The 19,311-nt window shown below is 68.3% G+C and carries 15 protein-coding genes; 5 read left to right on the forward strand and 10 right to left on the reverse strand.

Translation table 11 applies throughout. The annotated features are described in order from the left end of the window. The first annotated feature begins 277 nt into the window (after positions 1–277). The 3 genes from ACFQZQ_RS09570 (at position 278) to ACFQZQ_RS09580 (ending at position 3,238) form a co-directional block, all read left to right on the forward strand. Positions 278–1,618 carry a DEAD/DEAH box helicase gene (locus tag ACFQZQ_RS09570; RefSeq protein WP_386812517.1) on the forward strand — a complete coding sequence of 447 codons (1,341 nt, stop codon included), beginning with the start codon at positions 278–280 and terminating at the stop codon, positions 1,616–1,618. 310 nt (positions 1,619–1,928) lie between these two features. Continuing rightward, entirely contained in the window at positions 1,929–2,462 is a 534-nt protein-coding gene (locus tag ACFQZQ_RS09575; RefSeq protein ID WP_386812518.1) for a PAAR domain-containing protein, read from the forward strand. Continuing rightward, a complete protein-coding gene (locus ACFQZQ_RS09580; protein ID WP_386812519.1) occupies positions 2,459–3,238 on the forward strand; it encodes a peptidoglycan recognition protein family protein in 780 nt (259 codons plus the stop codon). The genes ACFQZQ_RS09575 and ACFQZQ_RS09580 overlap by 4 nt, the downstream gene beginning before the upstream one ends. Before the next feature lie 607 nt (positions 3,239–3,845). Here the strand turns inward: ACFQZQ_RS09580 and ACFQZQ_RS09585 are convergent. The 6 genes from ACFQZQ_RS09585 to trxA all read right to left on the reverse strand — a co-directional run bounded on the left by ACFQZQ_RS09585 (position 3,846) and on the right by trxA (position 11,061). Then, on the reverse strand, positions 3,846–5,678 hold the full coding sequence (locus ACFQZQ_RS09585) for a DUF885 domain-containing protein (protein ID WP_386812520.1): 1,833 nt from the start codon (positions 5,676–5,678) through the stop codon (positions 3,846–3,848). Between the two features lie 171 nt (positions 5,679–5,849). Continuing rightward, a complete protein-coding gene (locus ACFQZQ_RS09590) occupies positions 5,850–6,656 on the reverse strand; it encodes a queuosine precursor transporter (protein ID WP_386812521.1) in 807 nt (268 codons plus the stop codon). A gap of 84 nt (positions 6,657–6,740) precedes the next feature. Next, the gene (locus tag ACFQZQ_RS09595; protein ID WP_386812522.1) at positions 6,741–7,415 is read right to left on the reverse strand and encodes a DUF502 domain-containing protein; all 675 of its coding nucleotides are present in this window, start codon (positions 7,413–7,415) and stop codon (positions 6,741–6,743) included. Positions 7,416–7,487: 72 nt separating this feature from the next. After that, positions 7,488–9,509, reverse strand: a complete 2,022-nt coding sequence (locus tag ACFQZQ_RS09600; RefSeq protein ID WP_386812523.1) for a bifunctional serine/threonine-protein kinase/formylglycine-generating enzyme family protein — start codon at positions 9,507–9,509, stop codon at positions 7,488–7,490. Between the two features lie 132 nt (positions 9,510–9,641). Next, complete coding sequence (locus ACFQZQ_RS09605; protein WP_386812524.1) at positions 9,642–10,103, reverse strand: DUF4442 domain-containing protein; 462 nt, start codon at positions 10,101–10,103, stop codon at positions 9,642–9,644. Positions 10,104–10,182: 79 nt separating this feature from the next. Then, positions 10,183–11,061, reverse strand: a complete 879-nt coding sequence (trxA, locus tag ACFQZQ_RS09610) for a thioredoxin (RefSeq protein WP_386812525.1) — start codon at positions 11,059–11,061, stop codon at positions 10,183–10,185. A 137-nt stretch (positions 11,062–11,198) separates the two neighbouring features. Here trxA and ACFQZQ_RS09615 point away from each other — a divergent pair, with 137 nt between their 5' ends. After that, the gene (locus ACFQZQ_RS09615; protein WP_386812526.1) at positions 11,199–11,819 is read left to right on the forward strand and encodes a DUF998 domain-containing protein; all 621 of its coding nucleotides are present in this window, start codon (positions 11,199–11,201) and stop codon (positions 11,817–11,819) included. On the opposite strand, the gene ACFQZQ_RS09620 is transcribed toward ACFQZQ_RS09615, so the two are convergent. From ACFQZQ_RS09620 to ACFQZQ_RS09635, 4 genes are all read right to left on the reverse strand, one after another. Continuing rightward, entirely contained in the window at positions 11,810–12,061 is a 252-nt protein-coding gene (locus ACFQZQ_RS09620; protein ID WP_386812527.1) for a SemiSWEET transporter, read from the reverse strand. The genes ACFQZQ_RS09615 and ACFQZQ_RS09620 overlap by 10 nt on opposite strands. Continuing rightward, the gene (locus ACFQZQ_RS09625; protein ID WP_386812528.1) at positions 12,058–13,410 is read right to left on the reverse strand and encodes a metal-dependent hydrolase family protein; all 1,353 of its coding nucleotides are present in this window, start codon (positions 13,408–13,410) and stop codon (positions 12,058–12,060) included. Before ACFQZQ_RS09625 ends, ACFQZQ_RS09620 begins: the two co-directional genes overlap by 4 nt. Before the next feature lie 24 nt (positions 13,411–13,434). After that, complete coding sequence (locus ACFQZQ_RS09630) at positions 13,435–15,195, reverse strand: sensor domain-containing diguanylate cyclase (protein WP_386812529.1); 1,761 nt, start codon at positions 15,193–15,195, stop codon at positions 13,435–13,437. A 118-nt stretch (positions 15,196–15,313) separates the two neighbouring features. After that, the gene (locus ACFQZQ_RS09635; protein WP_386812530.1) at positions 15,314–16,375 is read right to left on the reverse strand and encodes a class I SAM-dependent methyltransferase; all 1,062 of its coding nucleotides are present in this window, start codon (positions 16,373–16,375) and stop codon (positions 15,314–15,316) included. 105 nt (positions 16,376–16,480) lie between these two features. Between ACFQZQ_RS09635 and leuS the strand changes: the two genes are divergently transcribed. Then, positions 16,481–19,273 carry a leucine--tRNA ligase gene (gene leuS / locus ACFQZQ_RS09640; protein WP_386812531.1) on the forward strand — a complete coding sequence of 931 codons (2,793 nt, stop codon included), beginning with the start codon at positions 16,481–16,483 and terminating at the stop codon, positions 19,271–19,273. Positions 19,274–19,311 lie beyond the last annotated feature (38 nt).

The following is a 19,311-nucleotide window of genomic DNA, read 5'->3' on the forward strand; positions in this document are numbered from 1 at the left end:
CGCAAGGGGTACGTTTCCCAGGTTGCCCGTCGTATTGGCGTGATCATCCTTGATCAAGAACCCGCACATCCATGTGCGGACTTTCCAATGCGACTATTTATCCAGCCACGTCTTTCGTAGCGCCGACACGGTCCGGAGCATCCGGCACCGTCTAAATTCGATACTCGCAGCGCGGTTCAAGGGAACGCTGGGGTTATCACACGACCGCCTGATCCAGGTTGCGCACGCCATGTGTGCCTTCCCGGTGTCGGCATTCGTGGACCACCGGAGTTCCATCATGACTTTTGAATCCCTCGGGCTTGCGCCCGCGTTGCTGCGCGCGCTCGGCGAGCAGAACTACAACACCCCGACCCCGATCCAGTTGCAGGCGATCCCGCTGGCGATGGCCGGCCACGACCTGCTGGGCGGCGCCCAGACCGGCACCGGCAAGACCGCCGCGTTCGGCCTGCCGCTGCTCAACCACCTGTCCAAGCTGACCGGCGTCAACGGCCCGCGCAAGCCGCGCGCGCTGGTGCTGGTGCCGACCCGCGAGCTGGCGGTGCAGGTCAACGACAGCCTGCGTGGCTACGCCAAGCACCTGCGCCTGAACATCTGTTCGATCTACGGCGGCGCCGGCATGGGCCCGCAGGTCGACATGCTGCGTCGCGGCGTCGACGTGCTGGTCGCCACCCCCGGCCGCCTGATCGACCACCTCGAGCGCGGCACCGCCAAGCTCGACGCAATCGAGGTGCTGGTGCTCGACGAAGCCGACCGCATGCTCGACATGGGCTTCCTGCCGGCGATCAAGCGCGTGCTCGCGCGCCTGCCGCAGCAGCGCCAGACGATGCTGTTCTCGGCCACGTTCGAGGCTGAGATCAAGAAGCTCGCGCTCGAGTTCATGGTCAACCCGCAGCAGGTGCAGGTCGCCGCCAACAACACCATCGCCGACACCATCGCCCACAAGGCGCACCCGGTCGACGGCGGTCGCAAGCGCGACCTGCTGATCCAGATCCTGACCCAGCGCCACACCGACCAGGTGCTGGTGTTCGGCCGCACCAAGCACGGCTGCAACCGCCTGGCCGAACAGCTGGAAGACGCCGGCCTCAAGGCCGTCGCGATCCACGGCAACAAGAGCCAGGCCCAGCGCCAGAAAGCCCTGCGCGACTTCAAGGCGAACAAGGCCCGCGTGCTGGTCGCCACCGACGTCGCCGCGCGCGGCCTCGACATCCCCGACCTGCCGCTGGTGATCAACTTCGACCTGCCGATGGTGGCCGAGGACTACGTGCACCGCATCGGCCGCACCGGCCGCAACGGCGCCACGGGCGAGGCCATCTCGCTGGTGTCGCCGGATGAGGGCGGCCTGCTGCGCCAGATCCAGCGCATCCTCAAGGACGACATCCAGATGGTGACGGTGGACGGCTTCGTGCCGACGCGCCCGATCCGCATGGGCTCGGACGCGCCCGGCGCGCGCAACCCGGGCGGTCGCCCGGGCGGCAACAACGGCCCGCGCAAGCCGGCCCCGCGCCACGGCCAGCCGGCCCCGCGCCACGCGCACGCCGGTCCGCAGCGCCGCGGCGGCGCCCCGGGCAGCGGCCGCAGCAGCGGTTCGGGTTCGCGCAGCGGGTTCAGCGGCGCCTGATCCAGGCGCACCGCTGAAATGAGAAAGGGCCGGCATTGCCGGCCCTTTTTTTGTGTGCGGCGACCGGGTTGCAACACCGTGGTCCGTCCAGCCTGCCGTTCCAGAACGCCACGAGCACCGCGCGAGCTAGGAGAAGACCGCTCCGGCACGCTCCGGAACCGCCTTGAAGCGGCGCAATGGCGCGGCAGCGGTCCGGCAACGGATTGAAGCCGTCTCCGATGAATGCTCTGGAGCACCCTGCCTGCGGGCTGATAGGCTCCGACCAGGGAGATTCGCACAACGGAACTGGCTTACGGTCAAGGAGGATCGATTGAGCAAGCTATGGATCGTACTCGGTGACTCGACGAGTGCTGGCGGTGTGGTTATCACCGGTTCGCCAGGAACCGATATAGACGGCAAGCCCGTCGCCCGAATCGGGGACAAAGCCACGTGTCCGACACACAAGGGCATTTTCCCGATTGTCACCGGCAACCCGTGCGAAGTAATCGACGGACAACCCGTAGCGCGCCACGGCGACAAGCTTGCATGCGGCTGCACGTTGATTGCCGGCAAGCAGAGCCGGACGTTCGATGATGATGGCGGCAGCAACAAACCCAGGCCTAGAGCGGACCAGGCGCGCGCGGCAGTCGCCGCGGCACCATCGGGTGTCGAAGAATTCGACGAAGCCTTCGTTCTACTCTCGGAGTTGACCGGCAAGCCCTTGAAGAACCGGCAATACAAGGTGACTCGTGCAAACGGTGCAGTAGAGAACGGCACTACCGATCACGAAGGGAAGACTCACGTGGTCAAGACCGACAAGGCGGAGCTGCTGACGGTCGAGCTGGAAGAGGAAATCCCGGCATGAGCGCAAAGCACATCCAGGTCGGGCAATCGACCACCACCCCGGTGACGCAAACTCAGCGCAAGCGAGTCGACGTAAAGGTTTACGTGGACAACAAGGGGTGGGTACAGAACGCAGGGTTCGTTCTAAGGGCGGTGCCCGAGCTTGAGAAGGGCTCCATGACCGGACCCAAAGCAATCGTCCTGCATCGAACGTCCGGCGATAGCGTCGAAAGCGCGCTTGCCTCTGCCAAGCGAGGCGAGGGCACGCATTTTTACGTCGACAAGGATGGGACTGTTTACCAGGCCGCAAGCCTCTTGAAAAAAACGCATCACGTCGGGAGGATCAAATCGAAGTGTTTCGCGGACGGTTCCTGTCCGGCCGATGAGATGCGCCTCATAAGGTCCTGGGGCTTTGCGCCCGGCAGAATCTACAGTCACGAGAAAGCCAAGGCGTATCCCGCGCGCTACCCGATGAACGAAGACAGCGTGGGGATCGAGACGGTTGCCAGCTGTCTTACGAACTGCCAGCCCAACGAGCCAGACAACGTCACGTGGGATGCGCCAACACCCGAGCAGTCCGCAGCCATCAGCACGGTGGTCGGCATCCTGAAACGCCATTACGGTCTCGGCGACGCCGATATCTACGAACATGACAAGGTTTCGTACAAGAAGGGCGGAGAAGGCGCCGGCCTCTACTCCGCAGACAGCGACAGCAGTCGTGGCTTTCCTCCCTCCTTTGATCAGGCGCTCCCCGGACATGAAACCCTTAGCCAGAACCCTAATCGCGGCGGTACTTAGCATTCCGCTGCTTGCGTGCGGGGGACACGTAGGCGCGAAGGCCGAATCGGAGAAGATCGTGCACGCCGTGCAGGTGTCTCCGGCCAGTTACCAGGGAAGTCCAGGGGACGCGTTGGAAGCAACTTGTAGAAACTGGAAGCTGTCAGCGAAGCAGGTCGAGCTTTTTTTCAGGATCAGTGAACGGTACGCAGAGGACCCATACAGTTCGTTCTATCAAATACCGTGCTCGATCTCGGGCAAGGTCGATGCCGAAGGGAAGTCCTGGGATTTTGTGATCGGAGGCGGTGCTACGGCTACATGGAAGAGCGGCAAGGAAACCCGGTATTGGGGTTGCACCGCGAAAGCATGCGAGTCGCTAGTTGTAATGCCGCACGACGGGATGGATCCGGATAAATGAGGGTCAAAGCTGCTCACTATCTCGCGACACTAAGCGGGGCTTTCACCTTGTTTCTCAGCGTGTCCGGCCTTGGTGACGACGAACAGAAAAAGCCCGGCACTCGTGATTTCGCAGGAGGGTCGGGCTCGGGACGTCGGCTTAGCGTTTTCCGCAGAGCGGTCTTGTGCAGATAGGCGATGGGCGTCGAAGGGCGACGCCCATCGCTTAGCCTCAGGCCTTCTTCGCCGCGATCCAGCGGTCGATCTTGTTCTCCAGCACTTCCAGCGGCACCGAGCCGTCCTTCAGCACTTCGGCGTGGAACTCGCGCACGTCGAACTTGTCGCCCAGTTCCTTCTCGGCGCGGTCGCGGAGTTCCTGGATCTTCAGCTCGCCGATCTTGTACGCCAGCGCCTGGCCCGGCCAGGCGATGTAGCGCTCGGCTTCGGCGGTGGCCTGGGTCTCGCTTTCGGCGGAGTTGTCGAGCATGTACTTGATCACCTGCTCGCGGGTCCAGTTCTTGCTGTGCAGGCCGGTGTCGGTGACCAGGCGGATTGCGCGCCACAGTTCGTTCTGCAGGTAGCCGAAGTAGTCGTAGGGGTCGGTGTACACGCCCAGGTCCTTGCCCAGCGACTCGGCGTACAGGCCCCAGCCTTCGATGAAGGCGGTCTCGCCGCCGAAGCGGCGGAACTTCGGGATGTTGGTCAGTTCCTGCTGCAGCGCGAGCTGGAAGTGGTGGCCGGGGATCGCTTCGTGCAGGTACAGATCCTCGGCGTCCCAGGTCTTGCGGGTCGGCATGTCGTAGGTGTTGACGTAGAAGATGCCGGGGCGGCTGCCGTCCTCGCTCGGGCTCTGGTACTCGCCACCGGCGGCGGACTTGGCGCGGAACGGTTCGACCGCGCGGATCTCGAACGGCGCTTTGGGAGTCAGCGAAAACTGCTCGGGGACCTTCTGGTTGACCTTGGCTTCCAGCGCGCGGTAGTGCGCCAGCAGCGCGGACTCGTCCTTGAAGTTGAAGCGCTTGTCGTTCTGCATGAACTGGAAGAAGTCCTGCAGCGAGCCCTTGAAGCCGGTTTCGGCCATGATCTTGCGGATCTCGCCGTGGATGCGCGCGACCTCGCTCAGGCCGATCTCGTGGATCTGCGCCGGGCTCATGTTGGTGGTGGTGCGCTGGCGCGCGTTGAACGCGTACCAGGCCTGGCCGTTGGGCAGCTTGTCGACGCCGACCGAATCGCGCGTGGCGGGCAGGTACTCGTCGTTGATGAAGGCACGCAGTTCGCGGTACGCCGGCATCAGCTGCTCGCCGATCATCGCGCGGTAGGCGGTGGTCAGGCGCGCCTTGTCGGCGGCCGGGAAGTCCTTGGGCATGGTCTTGATCGGGCCCCAGAACAGCGTGTCCTCGGGCTTGGCCTTGATCAGGGCGTCCAGCTGCGGGATCACCTTGACCATCAGCGCGCGCGGCTGCACCACGCCGGCCTTCATGCCTTCGCGCATGTTGGCGATGGCGGTGTCGAACAGCTGCGGCAGCTTGTTGCCACGCGCCAGCCAGTTGTCGTAGTCCTTGACCGTCTTGAACGGCTGCGCGCCGGTGCCCGAACCCAGCTGCACCGCGAAGCTGGCCATCGAGCCCATCTGGTTGACCGGCATCATCCAGTCGGGGAACTGCTCGGATTCCAGCGAATTCTTGGCGTCGCGCACGAAGGTCTGGTAGCTGAGCAGGGCCTGGCCGTCGAGGCCTTCCGGGCCGACGTCCTCGATGGTCTTGAGCCAGCGCGTGGTGAAGTCGTGCTGCTGCTGGCGGAACTGCGCGGTGCCGAAGTCGGGAAGCTGGTCGTTGTAGCGCGGGTCGCCCTGGAACGTCGCCTGCACCGGGTTGAGCTTCAGCACTTCCTCCCAGTACTGGTCGTACAGCGCGGTCAAGCGTGCGGCCTTGGCCTGGCTGGACTCGCTGGCCGCGGCCACCGGAGCGGTGGCGCCGTCGCCAGCGCCGGCCGGCGTGGTGGCGCAGCCGGCAAGCGCGGCGGCCAGCGCCAGGGCGAGCAGGGAGAAACTGGTGCGAGGGTTCATCGCGGACTCCGGTTGGGGATGGATCGGACGGGCAGGGGGCAAACAGACACCGAGCGTCGTCGCAGACGCCGGCCGGGGCATGGGCCAAAGGTCACCCGCCGCGCTGGCCGTGCCGCGCAGCGTGATGGCATCGGCCTGTCGCCGCTCCTGTCGCCGCGCAAGCCGGCGCGATCAACCGGTCGATGCCTCGGCTCGCAGTTGGCTGGCGCGCGCCTGGCCCAAGTACCGGATGATGCCCGCGCGCACCAGGTAGATCAGCGGGACCAGCGCGATCGCGGCGAGCATCTTGTACGCGTAGTTGACCGTGCTGACGGCCAGGAACAGCGAGGTCGGCCACTGCTGCGGACCGAGCACGAACGCGATGTACAGCACCACGAAGCTGTCGACCAGTTGCGACACCGCGGTCGAGCCCGTCGCGCGCAGCCACACGTGTTTCTCGCCGGTGGCGCGGCGGATGCGGTGGAACACCGCGACGTCGATCAACTGCCCCAGCATGAACGCGACCAGCGAGCCGGCGATCGTCCACAGCCCCTGTCCGAACACCGCGGCGAACGCGGCCTGGTAGTCGGCCACGCCCTGCGCCTGCGCCGCGGTCACCCACCAGCCCGCGGGCGCCAGCGCGATCGCCGCGAACGCGAACACGAAGCCGTACACGATCAGCATCGCCGCCAGCCACGAGATCATGCGCACGCCGCGGCGGCCGTAGAGCTCGTTGACCACGTCGGTCATCAGGAACACGACCGGCCACAGCAAGGTGCCGGCGGTAAAGCTCAGCGAGCCGACCTGACCAAACAGGTTCCACTGCAGCGGCGCGATGCCGAGCGTGTCCTCCAGCGCGAAGATCTTGACGCCGATGAACTCGGCCAGCACCGCGTTGACGCAGAAGAATGCGGCCAGGGCGATGAACAGGCGCGTGGCGCGGTCGTCGAGGGTACGGGTGGTAAGAGAGAAAGGTGAAGGTGTGCTCGCGTCTTCCATGGATCTCCTTCCTCGCTTACACAACAGCTTCAAACGCTAGTTCTTTATCGCAAGCCGCTGCGGCGGCTTCAATCGCGCTGGCGGTCAGATGTCGTCGCGGCGCGGCGGCGAGAACGGGATGGTGTCGGGCGACACCGCGCCACCGGAGATGATGAAGCTCATCGCCTGGTCGACGGTCCAGTCGGTTGGCGTGATCTTCTCCATCGGCACGATCTCCAGGTAGCCCGAGGTCGGGTTGGGTGTGGTCGGCACGTACACCGCGGCCAGTTCGCGGCCCGTGCCCTGCTCGCGCATCACCTTGGTGACGAAGCCGAGCGTCTTCATCTCGTTGTGCGGGAAGTCGATCAGCACCACGCGCTGGGTGCCGTCGGGCTTGGTCTGCAGGATGTCGAGCAGTTGCCGTGCGCTGCCGTAGATGGTGCTGGCCAGCGGGATGCGCCCGATCAGCGCCTCGAACCAGCGCAGCACGCGCTGGCCGAGCACGCGCCGCGCCATCACTCCCGACACCAGGATCACGGCGAGGGTCGCCAGCAACGCGATCGCGGTCTGCACCCAGGGCTGGGCCAGCCAGCCCAGTGTGTGCGGGCTGCCGGTGGCGTAGCTGTGCAGGGTCGGGCCGACCAGCGGGCGGCTGATGTCCGACAGCAGCACGAAGACGAACTCGACCACGACCCATGTCAGCCAGATCGGCAACAGGGTCAGCAGACCGGTGAGGAAGAGTTTCTGCAGGCTCGGGCCGGATCGTATGGGGTTTTGCATGCTGTCGATTGTAACGAGCATGCCGCAGCCGGGTGCGCCTTGGGCGAGTGTGGCGTCGCCCGGCGCCAGTCCTCAGAGTTCGCGCACCAGGCGGAAGCCGACGTCGTCGTAGCCGCGCGCGGACGGAAGCGGGCGCTGGTTCACCTGGCTGCGCCACGAGCTACCGCTGACCTGCCGCTGGGTGCAGCTGGAGCCGCAATCGCGCAACCACAGCGAGATGTCGCGGCCGCTGATTTCCGGCGCGGTCTGCGCCGACTCGGCGGCGGTCGGCAGGCGGTAGCGATGCCCGGTCTGCTGGCTGTGCCAGCGGGCGTAGGACTCGGCATCGGCCATCGACACGCAGACCACCGGCCCGCCTTCGCCCTGGCTGAAGCCCGGCGTCTTCCAATCCTTGTGCGCGAACACGCGCAGCAGCGAGACGCGTTCGCGGCACAACGTGGCGGGTCGCCCGGTGGCGCTGACGAAGCGCGCGTAATCGCCGCGGCTGACCGGCTTGCGCGAGATCACGAACGCGCCGTCAGTGCCGCTGCCCAGGACGCCGCGCGAACGGTCGCCTGGCACCGCTTCGCCGTCCTTCGGCAGCGCTTTGGCCTGCGCGGTGAGGCGCGCGACCAGCGCCCGCGGCAAGCCGAGCTCACCGGCAAGCTTGGCGGTGCGCTGCGCGGCGTCGCGGTCGTAGGTCTTGGCGGCCGCGTCCATGCGCGCCTGCAGGGCTTGGGTCGCCTGCTCGCGCAGTTTGCGTTGCGCGTCGGAGTCGGCGTTGCCGGTTTGCTGGCCCAGGCTGCTCGCGCGCTGGTAGTAGTCGCGCGCGCGGTCGTCGTTGCCGTCGCGCAGGTTGCTTGCCAGCTGCGTGGTCATCGCGTCGGTCAGCTGCGCAATCACTTCGTGCACTTCCGGACTGGTGCTGTCGGCGTGCCAGGCTTCGAGCACGCTGTCGTAGGCATTGGCACCCTCTGGCGCGGTGAGGTTGCGCTGCGCCAACTGCTGCCGGGCCGTCTCGAGGATGCGCTGCAGCGGTGCCTCCGGCAGCGGCTCGAGCATCGCCTCGGTCGGGTCGGCGCTGGCCTCGATGGTTGCGACCTCGGGCGCGTCGACGCGGAAGAACCCGCGGTCGCGGTTGCGGCCGACCGCGAACACGAGGCCGGCGAGCGCGACCGTCAGCACCGCCACGGTGGCGATGCGCGGCGTGGCGCGCCGGCGCGCGGCGACCACCCGTTCGCGCAGCTTTGCCAGCCACGGCCAGTAGTGCCGCGGCTTGACCTTCGCCATCGCCTCGCGCATCTGCGCGACGTCGTGGAAACGTTGCTCGGGGTTCTTGGCCAACGCACGGTTCATGAAGCGCTGCCAATGGCGCAGATGCGGTGGCAGCTTCGGGATCGGGTCCTGGGCGTGCATCACCGCCATCGACAGCGCGTCGGCCGCCCGGTAGGGCAAGCCGCCGGCGAGCATTTCCCAGATCAGCACGCCGAGGCTGTACAGGTCGGCACGGCCATCGACGTCCTCGCCGCGCGCCTGTTCCGGCGCCATGTAGGCCGTCGATCCGACCGCCAGGCCGGCGGCGGTCACGCGCGGGCCGAAGCCGCGCCGCAACGCGATGCCGAAGTCGGCCAGCAGCGGCCGCTCGGCGTCGTCGAACAGCACGTTCTCAGCCTTGACGTCGCGGTGGACCACGCCGCGCGAGTGCGCATACTCGAGCGCGGCGTACAGCGTGTTCGCGATCGAGACCACGTGTGCCTCGTCGGGCGTGTGGTCGTCGCGCATGAAGGTGCGCTGGCCGAGATGGCCGCGCGCCATGTACGGCATCGTGTAGTAGGGCAGGCCATCGCGGGTGCGGCCGAGCTCGTGGATGCGCACCACGTTCGGGTGCTCGAGGCGCGCGATGGTGCGCACTTCGTTCTCGAAGCGGCGGCGGCTGACCTCGTCGGCCAGCGCCTGCGGCGACATCACCTTGATCGCCACTTCGCGCGACAGCGCCAACTGCTCGCCCAGGTAGACCGTCGACATGCCGCCGTGGTTGATCACGCGCAGCAGGCGGTAGCCGCTGATCTCCGGCAGCGGTGGCGCGGACTGGTTGTCGTCGAGGTAGGAAGACATCGGGGCGGCCCCCTATAGCCGAGTCGCGAGCATACGCTGCAGGTAACCCGGGTTTGCAACATGTTCGTCACTGAAATGACGTGACAAAAATGGTCACCCCGGACACGTGGCGGCGGGGTTGGTTGCGGCGCGTCAGTTGCCGGTGCGTCGATGCGGCTTCCGGCGCACGTACAGCTGCTTGCGGATGCGCGCCACCACTTCGCCTTGCGCGTCGACGATGTTGCTGTCGAACCAGCGCAGCGCCTTCTCGCCCACCGCGGTCGCGCCGCGCAGTTCGTCGAGCACGCTTAGGTCCAGGTCGAAGCGGGCATGCACGGTGCCGCGTCCGGGTTTGACGAACTGGATCTGGCCGGCCTGGTCCCAGACGATGTAGTCGCGGCCGAGCGCGTTCAGCACCAGCAGCATCCAGAACGGATCGGTCATCGCGAACAGGCTGCCGCCGAAATGGGTGCCGACGTAGTTGCGGTTCCACGGCCGCATGCGCAACTCGACCCGCGCATGGCGGAAGTCGTCGTCGATCGCGCTGACGTGGATGCCGGCGAACAGGAACGGCGGCCACCAGTTGAGGAGGTGGCGCAGGGTGCTGGCTTTCATCGGTGTGAGGTTCTCGAGGGCAAGGTGCAGCCTGCCATACGCACCCGTACCGTCAAGCCGCCTAGAACGCGGCGCAGCCTCAGAACAGCAACGACGACATCTTGCGGCGGTAGCTGCCGACCAGCGCGGCGTCGTCGACCACGCGGAACGCATCGATCAGCGCCTTGCGCGCCAAGCCATCCTCGAACGTGCGGTCGCGGCGCAGCATCTCGATGAACTGCTCCAAGCCTTCGGCGGGTCGATCGCCGACGATGTGCTGCACGCCCAGCAGGTGGCGCGCGCGCAGGTCGTCGGGGTTGGCGGCGATGGCCGCCTCCAGTACCGGAACCGGCGGCGCGTCCCTGAGCGACTTCGCGAAGCCCAGCCGCGCCCGCGCGCGCACGGTGCGGTCGTCGGTGGCGAGGTTGGCGGGCAGGGCATCTACGAGTTGCTCGGCCTCGTGCGCGGCGCCGGTCTGCAGCAGCGCGAGCGCGAGGTCGAGCTTGAGTTCGGCCTGCTCGGGCGCCGCCGCGACTGCCGCGCGCAGGCGCACGACTTCGGCGTGCGGGTCGAGCGGCGTGGCTTCGGCCGCGACTTCGGCCACCTCCGGTTCGGCCGGCGCGGCCGGTTCGATACCGTGGTGCGAGAGGAACTCGCGCAGCTGGCCCTCGGGCAGCGCGCCGGGGAAGCCGTCGGCGATCTGCCCGCCCTTGACCAGGAACACGGTCGGGATCGAGCGGACCTGGAACGCCGCGCCCAGCTGCGGCTCCTTGTCGACATCGACCTTGGCCAGCACGAACGCACCGTTGTAGTCCGCGGCGAGCTTCTCGAGGATTGGCCCGAGCTGCTTGCACGGGCCGCACCATTCGGCCCAGAAGTCGACCAGCACCGGCACTTGCATGGATTTCTGCAGGACCTGCGCCTCGAAGGTATCGGTGGTGGCGTCGAAGACGTGGGGGTTGGCGGCGTCGGCGGTCATCGGGGCGGCTCGTTCTTGGATGGATGCAGCATGCTGTGCGGGGCCTGCTGTGCAGGGCATGCCGTGCAGGACATGGGGCCTTGCGGATCGCAAGGCAAGGTCGCGGTTCGGCGCCGCGCGCACGCTAGCATGGGGCGATGAAGAACCTGATCGAAACCGTACACCGCCACGCCGGCTGGCTGGCCGCGGCCTGTTGCGCGCTGGCCGCATGGGCGTTCGGCCACGCACTTGCGGGCTACTCGCATGCGCAATATCCGCTGGCGTTCCTGGGCGCGCGCGGATTCCCGCAGGCGCTGGCGTTCAACCTGCTCGGCTTCGTGGTGCCCGGTGCGCTCGCGGCCGCGGCGGCGATGGCATTGCGGGCGCGCTTGCCGGGCGATGCGCGCTGGCCGGCGCGGATCGGCGCGCGCCTGCTGATGCTGTCGGCGCTCGCGTTCGCCGCGCAGGGGCTGCTGCCACTGGACCCGGACGACCTCGACGGCCCGCGCAGCCAGTGGCACGCCACCGCGTGGACGTTGTGGTGGATCGCCGCGGGCACGGGCGCGGCCTTGCTCGGTGGCGGCCTGTGGCGGCGATCGGGATGGCGCGCCCTGGCCGGGATGGCGCTGGCCAGTTCGGTGCTGGTCGTCGTCGTGGCGCTGGCGCCGCCGGGGCTGTGGCCGGCGGGCATCGGCCAGCGCATCGCGTTCGGGGCCTGGCTGGGGTTGTGGATCGTGGCCGCCCGCGTCCCGTCGGGTCGTGGCGCGGCTCAGCCGTAGCGCAGCTTCATCGCCAGGATCGTCGCCGCCAGGCCGAAGGTCAGGATGTTGGACACGATCATCGGCCACGACTGCAGCACGATCCCGTAGCCCAGCCAGAAGCCGACGCCGACGGTGAACACCGCGTACATGCCCAGCGAGATGCCGCGCGTGTCGCGGGTCTTGATGGTCTTGATCGCCTGCGGCACGAACGACAGTGTGGTCAGGGTAGCGGCGACGTAGCCGATCCACTCGCCATTCATGGCGCCGCGCCGGCCTGTGCCTCGGCGTCGGCTTGCATCCCGTCGAGTCTCACGCCGTCCGGTCGCTTGTAGACCTTGCCGTCCTTCATCACAAAGTCGACCCGGGTGACCACAGTGATGTCGGCCAACGGGTTGCCGGGCATCGCGACGATGTCGGCGCGCTTGCCGGCCTCGACCACGCCCTGGTCGTCGACCCCGAGCACCTCGGCGGCGCGGATGGTCGCGGCCTGCAGCGCGGTCGCGGCGGGGATGCCGGCCTCGACCATGTAGAGGAACTCGCGCGCGTTGTCGCCGTGCGGGCCGACGCCCATGTCGGTGCCGAATGCGATCTTGACGCCGGCCTTGTAGGCGCGCGCCGCGGTGTCCTGGATCAGCGCGCCGATGCGCGCCGCCTTGGGGCGCACTACCTCGGGGAAGTAGTCGTCGAGCTTGGCTTTCTCGGCCACGAAGCGGCCGGCGTGGATCGTCGGCACGTACCAGGTGCCCTTCTGCTTCATCAGCGCCATGACCTCGTCGGTCATGTAGGTGCCGTGCTCGATGCTGGTCACGCCGCCGAGCACCGCGCGCTTCATGCCCTCGGCGCCGTGCGCGTGCGCGGCGACGCGGTAGCCGTAGTCGCGGGCCGTGTCGACGATCGCCTTGACCTCATCGACCGTGAACTGGGGCGCGTCGCCGGACTTGGCGTAGGACAGCACGCCGGCGGTGGCGGTGATCTTGATGACGTCGCTGCCATCCTTGTAGCGCTGGCGCACGGCCTGGCGCGCGTCGTCGACCGAGTTGATCACGCCCTCGGTGGGGCCGGGCGGGCCGATCAGGTGCGACAGCGTCGAGTTGTAGCCATTGCTCGGGTCGGCGTGGCCGCCGGTGGTCGCGATCGACTTGCCCGCGGCCCAGATGCGCGGCCCGTCCACCAGGCCCTGGTTGATCGCGTCGCGCAGGTGCGGGCTCACTTCGCCGCCCAGGTCGCGGACGCTGGTGAAACCGGCCATCAGGGTCTTGCGTGCGTAGCCGACCGCGCGGAATGCGAAGTCGACGTCGTCGAGGCGGAAGTCCTCCTCGTAGCTCTTCGGACTGGACTGGTCGCCCAGGTGCACGTGCAGGTCGGTCCAGCCGGGGCTGCAGGTGTGGCCGGACAGGTCGATCGCCTGGACGCCGGGCACGTCGGCCCGGCCGGCCAGCACCTCGGCGACCTTGCCGTCGCGCACCACCACCGTGCGCGCGTCGAGCAGCTTGCCGCTGCGCGCGTCGAACAACTGCCCGCATTGCAGTGCCAGCGGCTCGGCGGCGAACAGGGACAGCGGCGACAAGGCGGCGAGGGCAACGCCGGCAAGGCGGGCAGTGGGGTGCATGGCGGGTTCCGGTAGCGGCGGCGGTTACCGGGATTGAAGCACAGCGTCAGCCGGGGAGGCCGAGCGGGCGTCTCCGGCGCGGGCGAGCTCGATGCGGTCGCGGCCGTTGGCCTTGGCCCGGTACAAGGCGGTGTCGGCGCGGTCGAGCAGCGTATCCGGCGCCGCCGCGTCGGCAGGAAAGCTGGCGATGCCCAGCGACGCGGTGGTCGGGCCGACGGTCCGGCCCATGTGCGCGGCGGTGGTGGCGGCGATCGCCAGGCGGATCTCCTCGCCGCGCTGCAACGCGGCCTCGCGACCGATCTCCGGCAGCACCACGGTGAACTCCTCGCCACCGTAGCGGCAGGCAAGGTCTTCGCCGCGGGTCGACGCGCGCAGCGTCGCCCCGATCGCGGCAAGCAGGGCGTCGCCCGCGGCGTGGCCGTACTCGTCGTTGAAGCGCTTGAAGTGGTCGACGTCGATCATCAGCACCGACAACGGCAGGCCACGCCGTTCGCAGCGCAGCAGCTCGCGCTGCAGGTTCTCTTCGAGGAAACGGCGATTGAACAGGCCGGTCAGGGGGTCGCGCAGCGACTGCACGCGCAGGGTCTCGCGCAGTTGGAGGTTGGCCATCGCCAGGCTCAACTGCTCGGCGACCGCCTCGATCACGCCCACGTCCTCGGTTCCCAGCGGCTGCGCGCCGTTGAGGTGCAGCAGGCCCAGGGCGGTTCCCTGCGCGGCCAGCGGCAGGCACAGCGCCCAGGCATCGGGCGGTGCATCGGCGAACTGCAGGTGCGCGCAGACGACGTGGCCATGGCCCGCACCCACGCGGTGCGGCTGGCCGCGGCGCAAGGCCCAGCAGTCGGAAGGCTCCAGCCGGCCGGCACTGGCGACGCTCTCCCAGCCAAAGCGCGCCGCCGTCTCGGCGATGTTCTCCGACGCGCGCATCGCATAGCAGCGACCTCCGGCATTCGGCAGCAGCTGGCCGATCACCTGCGCGGTGACCTGCATCGCTTCGGGCAGGGATTCGCAGCTCTGCAGCAGGCCGGCGTAGATGCCCAAGGCACGGCGCTGCTCCGACAACCGTCCGCTCACGACCGCGGCGTTCTCCAGCGCCTGCATCGCGTTGCGCGCCTCGCGTTCGAGCTCGCGGCTGCGCAGGTTCTCGCGCGCCAGCCCGCGCAGCAGCAGCCCGAGCAACACCATCGGCAGCACGATGCCGAGCACGATGAAGCCGGTCAGCAGGCTGGCGCGCCCGGCAATCGCGACACGGCGCTGGGCCAGCAACTGCTGCTCGACGTGGCGCATCTCGCCTGCCAGCACGGTGATGCCCTGCATCAGGCCGATGCCCGAGCTGGTGAGCGTGGCGACGCGGGCCTGCTCGGCGCCTTGCCGGTTCTGCAGCTCGACCAGCCGGGCGATCTCGCCCAGGCGTGCCTGCACCCGTTGCTGCAATTGCCGCGCGCGCTGGTGCTGGCCGCGGTTGTCGACCGTCAGCGCGACCAGGTCGGCGGCGTGCTGCAACGCGACCGGAACGGCCGCCAGGTACTCGGCCTGCTGTTGCGGGTTATCGGTGAGGCGGTAGGCGCGCGCGGTCGATTCGGCGGTGCGTACCGCCGACTCGGTGGCCTCGATCCGCGCGATCACCTGGTAGGTGTGTTCCAGCCATTCGGTGCCACGCGAGAAGCCGCGGATGCTCCAGATCGTGGCGACGCCGACCCCGATCAGCAGCACGATCGCCAGCGCCAACGCGGGCGATCGATACGGGCGCAATCGCGAGAATGGGGGCATCAGCAAGGTCCGGGCCATGGGGGCGCCCGTTTTAGCGCAAAAACCCGGGCTAGGGAGTGAGGCTGTGGCCGTTGCGCGTGCCTGGTGTGCGCACGTCGCACCGCGGGCTCGAACGATTGCGCGGCGCGCGCGGCCCTCAGCGCGAGGTGATCCGCAGCGCGACCTCGCGGCCGAGCAGGGCGGCCGCGATCAGTTCCCATCCGAGCCCGCGTGCGTCGGCGTATTCCTCGAAGGCGCGCAGCTCGTGCTGCTCGTAACCGGGATAGCCGAGGAAATCGTCGAACACCAGCACGCTGCCGGGCACCAGGTGCGCGTCGGCGGCGTCCAGCACGCTGCGGGTCGAGCTGTAGAGGTCGCAGTCGATGTGCAGCAGCCGGATCGGGCCCGGGTGCGCGGCGAAAAACGGCGGCAGGGTGTGCTCGAACCAGCCCGCGTGCAGCTCGACGTTGGCCGTGACCTTCGGCAAGCGGCCGGCGGTGCTGTAGGCGCCGGCGCCCTCGTGCGCGCTCCAGGCCTCGGGCAGGCCCTGGAAGCTGTCGAAGCCGTGCACGGCGCCGTGCGTGCGTTCGGCGATCAGGCGCAGCGAGCGGCCGAAGTAGACGCCGCATTCCAGCGTCAGCCCGGAGCCAGCGGTCGCGTCCAGCGCGCGCAGCAGCACGTCGCTGGGCATGCCGGCATGCACCTGGCGATCAGGCGCGTGGCGCTGCACCCAGCGCAGGCTGTCCTGGCGCGCGATCGCCTGGGGGTCGCCACTGCGGTCGGGCGCCGGCATCGCGCCGGCCTGGATCGCGGCCAGGGCCTGGTCGAACTGCGCACACAGGCCATCTTGCAGGTGCGGCTGCAACAGATCGCGCGCCGCGGCCAGGTCGCCCGGTACCTGCCGCAAGGCAGCCTGCAGGGCCAGTTCCGGCTGCCGCGGGTGCAGTTGGAGGGCCAGTTGCAACGCAGAGGTCTCCAGTTCCAACAGCCCCAGCATCGAGGCCGAGCGCACCAGCGCGATGTGGGTGTCGGCGACCGCGGGCGCGCCATCGCGGGCGGCGATGAAATGCGTCATCGCCTGCTCGTAGTCGCCGCACAGCCAGTGGCCGCGGGCCAGCGCCAAGGCGCTCTGCGCCGTAGGTTGGCTGGCATGTTGCCGCGCCAGGCCGGCGAGCCAGTCGCGGCGGGCCTGGTCAAGTTGTTCGGGCGAGCGGCTCAAGAGCAGTTCCGGGACATGGGTGGGTGCCGCGCCATGGTAGGGCCGCGTGGCGGGGTTTTGTGCGCTACGGTAGGCTGGCCGGCCCTGTCCCGTGTTGCGCCTGCCGTGTCCAGCGAAGCCGATTCGACCACTCCCGACTCATCAGCCTCCGACCAGCGGGCCGCCGACCCGCGGGCATTCGACCCGTCCAGCGTCGAGGCCGCCGCCCAGCGCTACTGGGACGCGACGCGCGCGTTCGAGGTCGACGAGTCGTCGCCCAAGCCCAAGTACTACTGCCTGTCGATGCTGCCGTACCCGTCGGGTGCGCTGCACATGGGCCACGTCCGCAACTACACCATCGGCGACGTGATCAGCCGCTACAAGCGCATGACCGGCCACAACGTGCTGCAGCCGATGGGCTGGGACGCGTTCGGGCTGCCGGCCGAGAACGCCGCGATCAAGAACAAGACCGCGCCGGCGAAGTGGACCTACGCCAACATCGCGCACATGAAGGCGCAGCTCAAGACCATGGGCTATGCGATCGACTGGTCGCGCGAGTTCGCCACCTGCATGCCGGACTACTACGTGCACGAGCAGCGCATGTTCGTGCGCCTGATGCAGCAGGGCCTGGCCTACCGCAAGAACTCGGTGGTGAACTGGGACCCGGTCGACCAGACCGTGCTCGCGAACGAACAGGTGATCGACGGCCGCGGCTGGCGCACCGGCGCGCCGGTGGAGAAGCGCGAGATCCCGCAGTGGTTCCTCAAGATCACCGACTACGCGCAGGAACTGCTCGACGGTCTGGACGCGTTGCCGGGCTGGCCCGACGCGGTCAAGACCATGCAGCGCAACTGGATCGGCCGCAGCGAAGGCCTGGAGATCCGCTTCGACGTGCGTGATGCCGATGGCGCCGCGGTCGCGCCACTGGATGTGTTCACCACCCGCCCCGACACCCTGATGGGCGTGACCTTCGTGTCGATCGCCGCCGAGCATCCGCTGGCGCTGCAGGCGGCCGAAACCGACGCCGATCTCAAGGCGTTCATCGCCGAGCTGAAGCAGGGCGGCGTCACCGAGGCCGAACTGGAGACCCAGGAAAAGCGCGGCATCGACACCGGCCTGCGCGCGGTCCACCCGATCAGCGGCGAGGAACTGCCGGTGTACGTGGCCAACTTCGTGCTGATGAACTACGGCACCGGCGCGGTGATGGCCGTGCCCGGCCACGACCAGCGCGACTGGGAATTCGCCACCCGCTACGCGCTGCCGATCACGATGGTGATCGTGCCGACGCCGGTGCGCGACGCGCTCGACGAAATCAAGAAGCACGTCGCCGGCCACGACGACCCGATGCGCAGCGCGCTGGGCACCGGCGGCGCGATCGACGTCTACGACACCGGCGCGGCGGTGCAGGTGGTCGAGGAATTCCAGACCCGGATCGCCGAGGACAGCGCGTATACCGAGCGCGGCTGGCTGGTGAACTCGGGCGAGTTCGACGGCATGGATTTCCAGCAGGCGTTCAACGCCCTGGCGACGCGCTTCGAGGCCGACGGCCGCGGCGCGCGGCGGGTCAATTTCCGCCTGCGCGACTGGGGCGTCAGCCGCCAGCGCTACTGGGGCTGCCCGATCCCGGTGATCTACTGCAACGCCTGCGGCGCGGTGCCGGTGCCGGAGGACCAGCTGCCGGTGCTGCTGCCCGAGGACGTCGAGTTCATGGGCACCGGCTCGCCGATCAAGGCCGACCCGCACTGGCGCAAGACGACGTGTCCGACCTGTGGCGCCGCCGCCGAACGCGAGACCGACACCTTCGACACCTTCATGGAGTCGAGCTGGTACTACGCGCGCTACACCTCGCCCGGCGCGGCGCAGCAGGTCGACGAGCGAGCCAACTACTGGGCGCCGGTCGACCAGTACATCGGCGGCATCGAGCACGCGATCCTGCACCTGCTGTACTTCCGCTTCTATCACAAGCTGCTGCGCGACCAGGGCTTCGTGCATTCCGATGAACCGGCCACCAACCTGCTGACCCAGGGCATGGTCATTGCCGAGACCTTCTACCGCGACCACGCCGACGGCTCGAAGGACTGGATCAACCCCGCCGACGTGGCGATCGCGCGCGACGAACGCGGCCGCATCACCGGCGCCACCCTGCTCGCCGACGGCCAGCCGGTGGTGATCGGCGGCATCGAGAAGATGTCGAAGTCGAAGAACAACGGCGTCGACCCGCAGCAGATGGTGGACAAGTTCGGCGCCGACACGGTGCGGCTGTTCTCGATGTTCGCCGCGCCGCCGGAGCAGTCGCTGGAATGGAACGAAGCCGGTGTCGAGGGCATGGCGCGCTTCCTGCGCCGCTTCTGGCGCGAGGTACTCGGCCACGTGGCGCAGCCCGACCACCCGGAAGTAGACGCCTCGCTGCTCGATGCCGCGCAGAAGACCCTGCGCCGCCAGCTGCACGAGACCATCCAGAAAGTCGGCGACGACTACGGCCGCCGCCACAGCTTCAACACCGCGATCGCGGCGCTGATGGAACTGCTCAACCACGTCTCCAAGTTCAACGACATGAGCGAGCAGGGCCGCGCGGTGCGCCACGAGGCATTGCAGGCAATGGTGCTGCTGCTCAATCCGGTGACCCCGCACGTGTCGCACGCGCTGTGGCAGGCACTGGGCCATCCGGAAACCCTGCTCGAGGACGTGCCGTTCCCGCAGCCCGACCCGTCGGCGCTGCAGCGCGATGCGATGACCCTAGCGGTGCAGGTCAACGGCAAGCTGCGCGGCACCATCGAGGTGCCGGTCGGCGTCGACCGCGAGCAGGCCGAGCGCCTCGCGCTGGCCGAACCGCACGTCGCCAAGTTCCTGGCAGGCCAGACCGTGCGCAAGGTGATCGTGGTGCCGGGCAAGATCGTGAACATCGTGGTGGCCGGCTGAATGACGCGGGTTGCCGCCCATGCCCGCGTCGTCCAGAC

It is taken from the genome of Lysobacter koreensis (assembly GCF_042677045.1).
GTDB classification, from domain to species: domain Bacteria; phylum Pseudomonadota; class Gammaproteobacteria; order Xanthomonadales; family Xanthomonadaceae; genus Lysobacter_K; species Lysobacter_K koreensis.

Coding starts and splice junctions, on each gene's coding strand:
- ACFQZQ_RS09570 (WP_386812517.1), top strand. CDS start 278: ATGACTTTTGAATCCCTCGGGCTTGCGCCCGCGTTGCTGCGCGCGCTC.
- ACFQZQ_RS09580 (WP_386812519.1), top strand. CDS start 2,459: ATGAGCGCAAAGCACATCCAGGTCGGGCAATCGACCACCACCCCGGTG.
- ACFQZQ_RS09585 (WP_386812520.1), bottom strand. CDS start 5,678: ATGAACCCTCGCACCAGTTTCTCCCTGCTCGCCCTGGCGCTGGCCGCC.
- ACFQZQ_RS09590 (WP_386812521.1), bottom strand. CDS start 6,656: ATGGAAGACGCGAGCACACCTTCACCTTTCTCTCTTACCACCCGTACC.
- ACFQZQ_RS09595 (WP_386812522.1), bottom strand. CDS start 7,415: ATGCAAAACCCCATACGATCCGGCCCGAGCCTGCAGAAACTCTTCCTC.
- ACFQZQ_RS09600 (WP_386812523.1), bottom strand. CDS start 9,509: ATGTCTTCCTACCTCGACGACAACCAGTCCGCGCCACCGCTGCCGGAG.
- ACFQZQ_RS09605 (WP_386812524.1), bottom strand. CDS start 10,103: ATGAAAGCCAGCACCCTGCGCCACCTCCTCAACTGGTGGCCGCCGTTC.
- trxA (WP_386812525.1), bottom strand. CDS start 11,061: ATGACCGCCGACGCCGCCAACCCCCACGTCTTCGACGCCACCACCGAT.
- ACFQZQ_RS09615 (WP_386812526.1), top strand. CDS start 11,199: ATGAAGAACCTGATCGAAACCGTACACCGCCACGCCGGCTGGCTGGCC.
- ACFQZQ_RS09620 (WP_386812527.1), bottom strand. CDS start 12,061: ATGAATGGCGAGTGGATCGGCTACGTCGCCGCTACCCTGACCACACTG.
- ACFQZQ_RS09625 (WP_386812528.1), bottom strand. CDS start 13,410: ATGCACCCCACTGCCCGCCTTGCCGGCGTTGCCCTCGCCGCCTTGTCG.
- ACFQZQ_RS09630 (WP_386812529.1), bottom strand. CDS start 15,195: ATGGCCCGGACCTTGCTGATGCCCCCATTCTCGCGATTGCGCCCGTAT.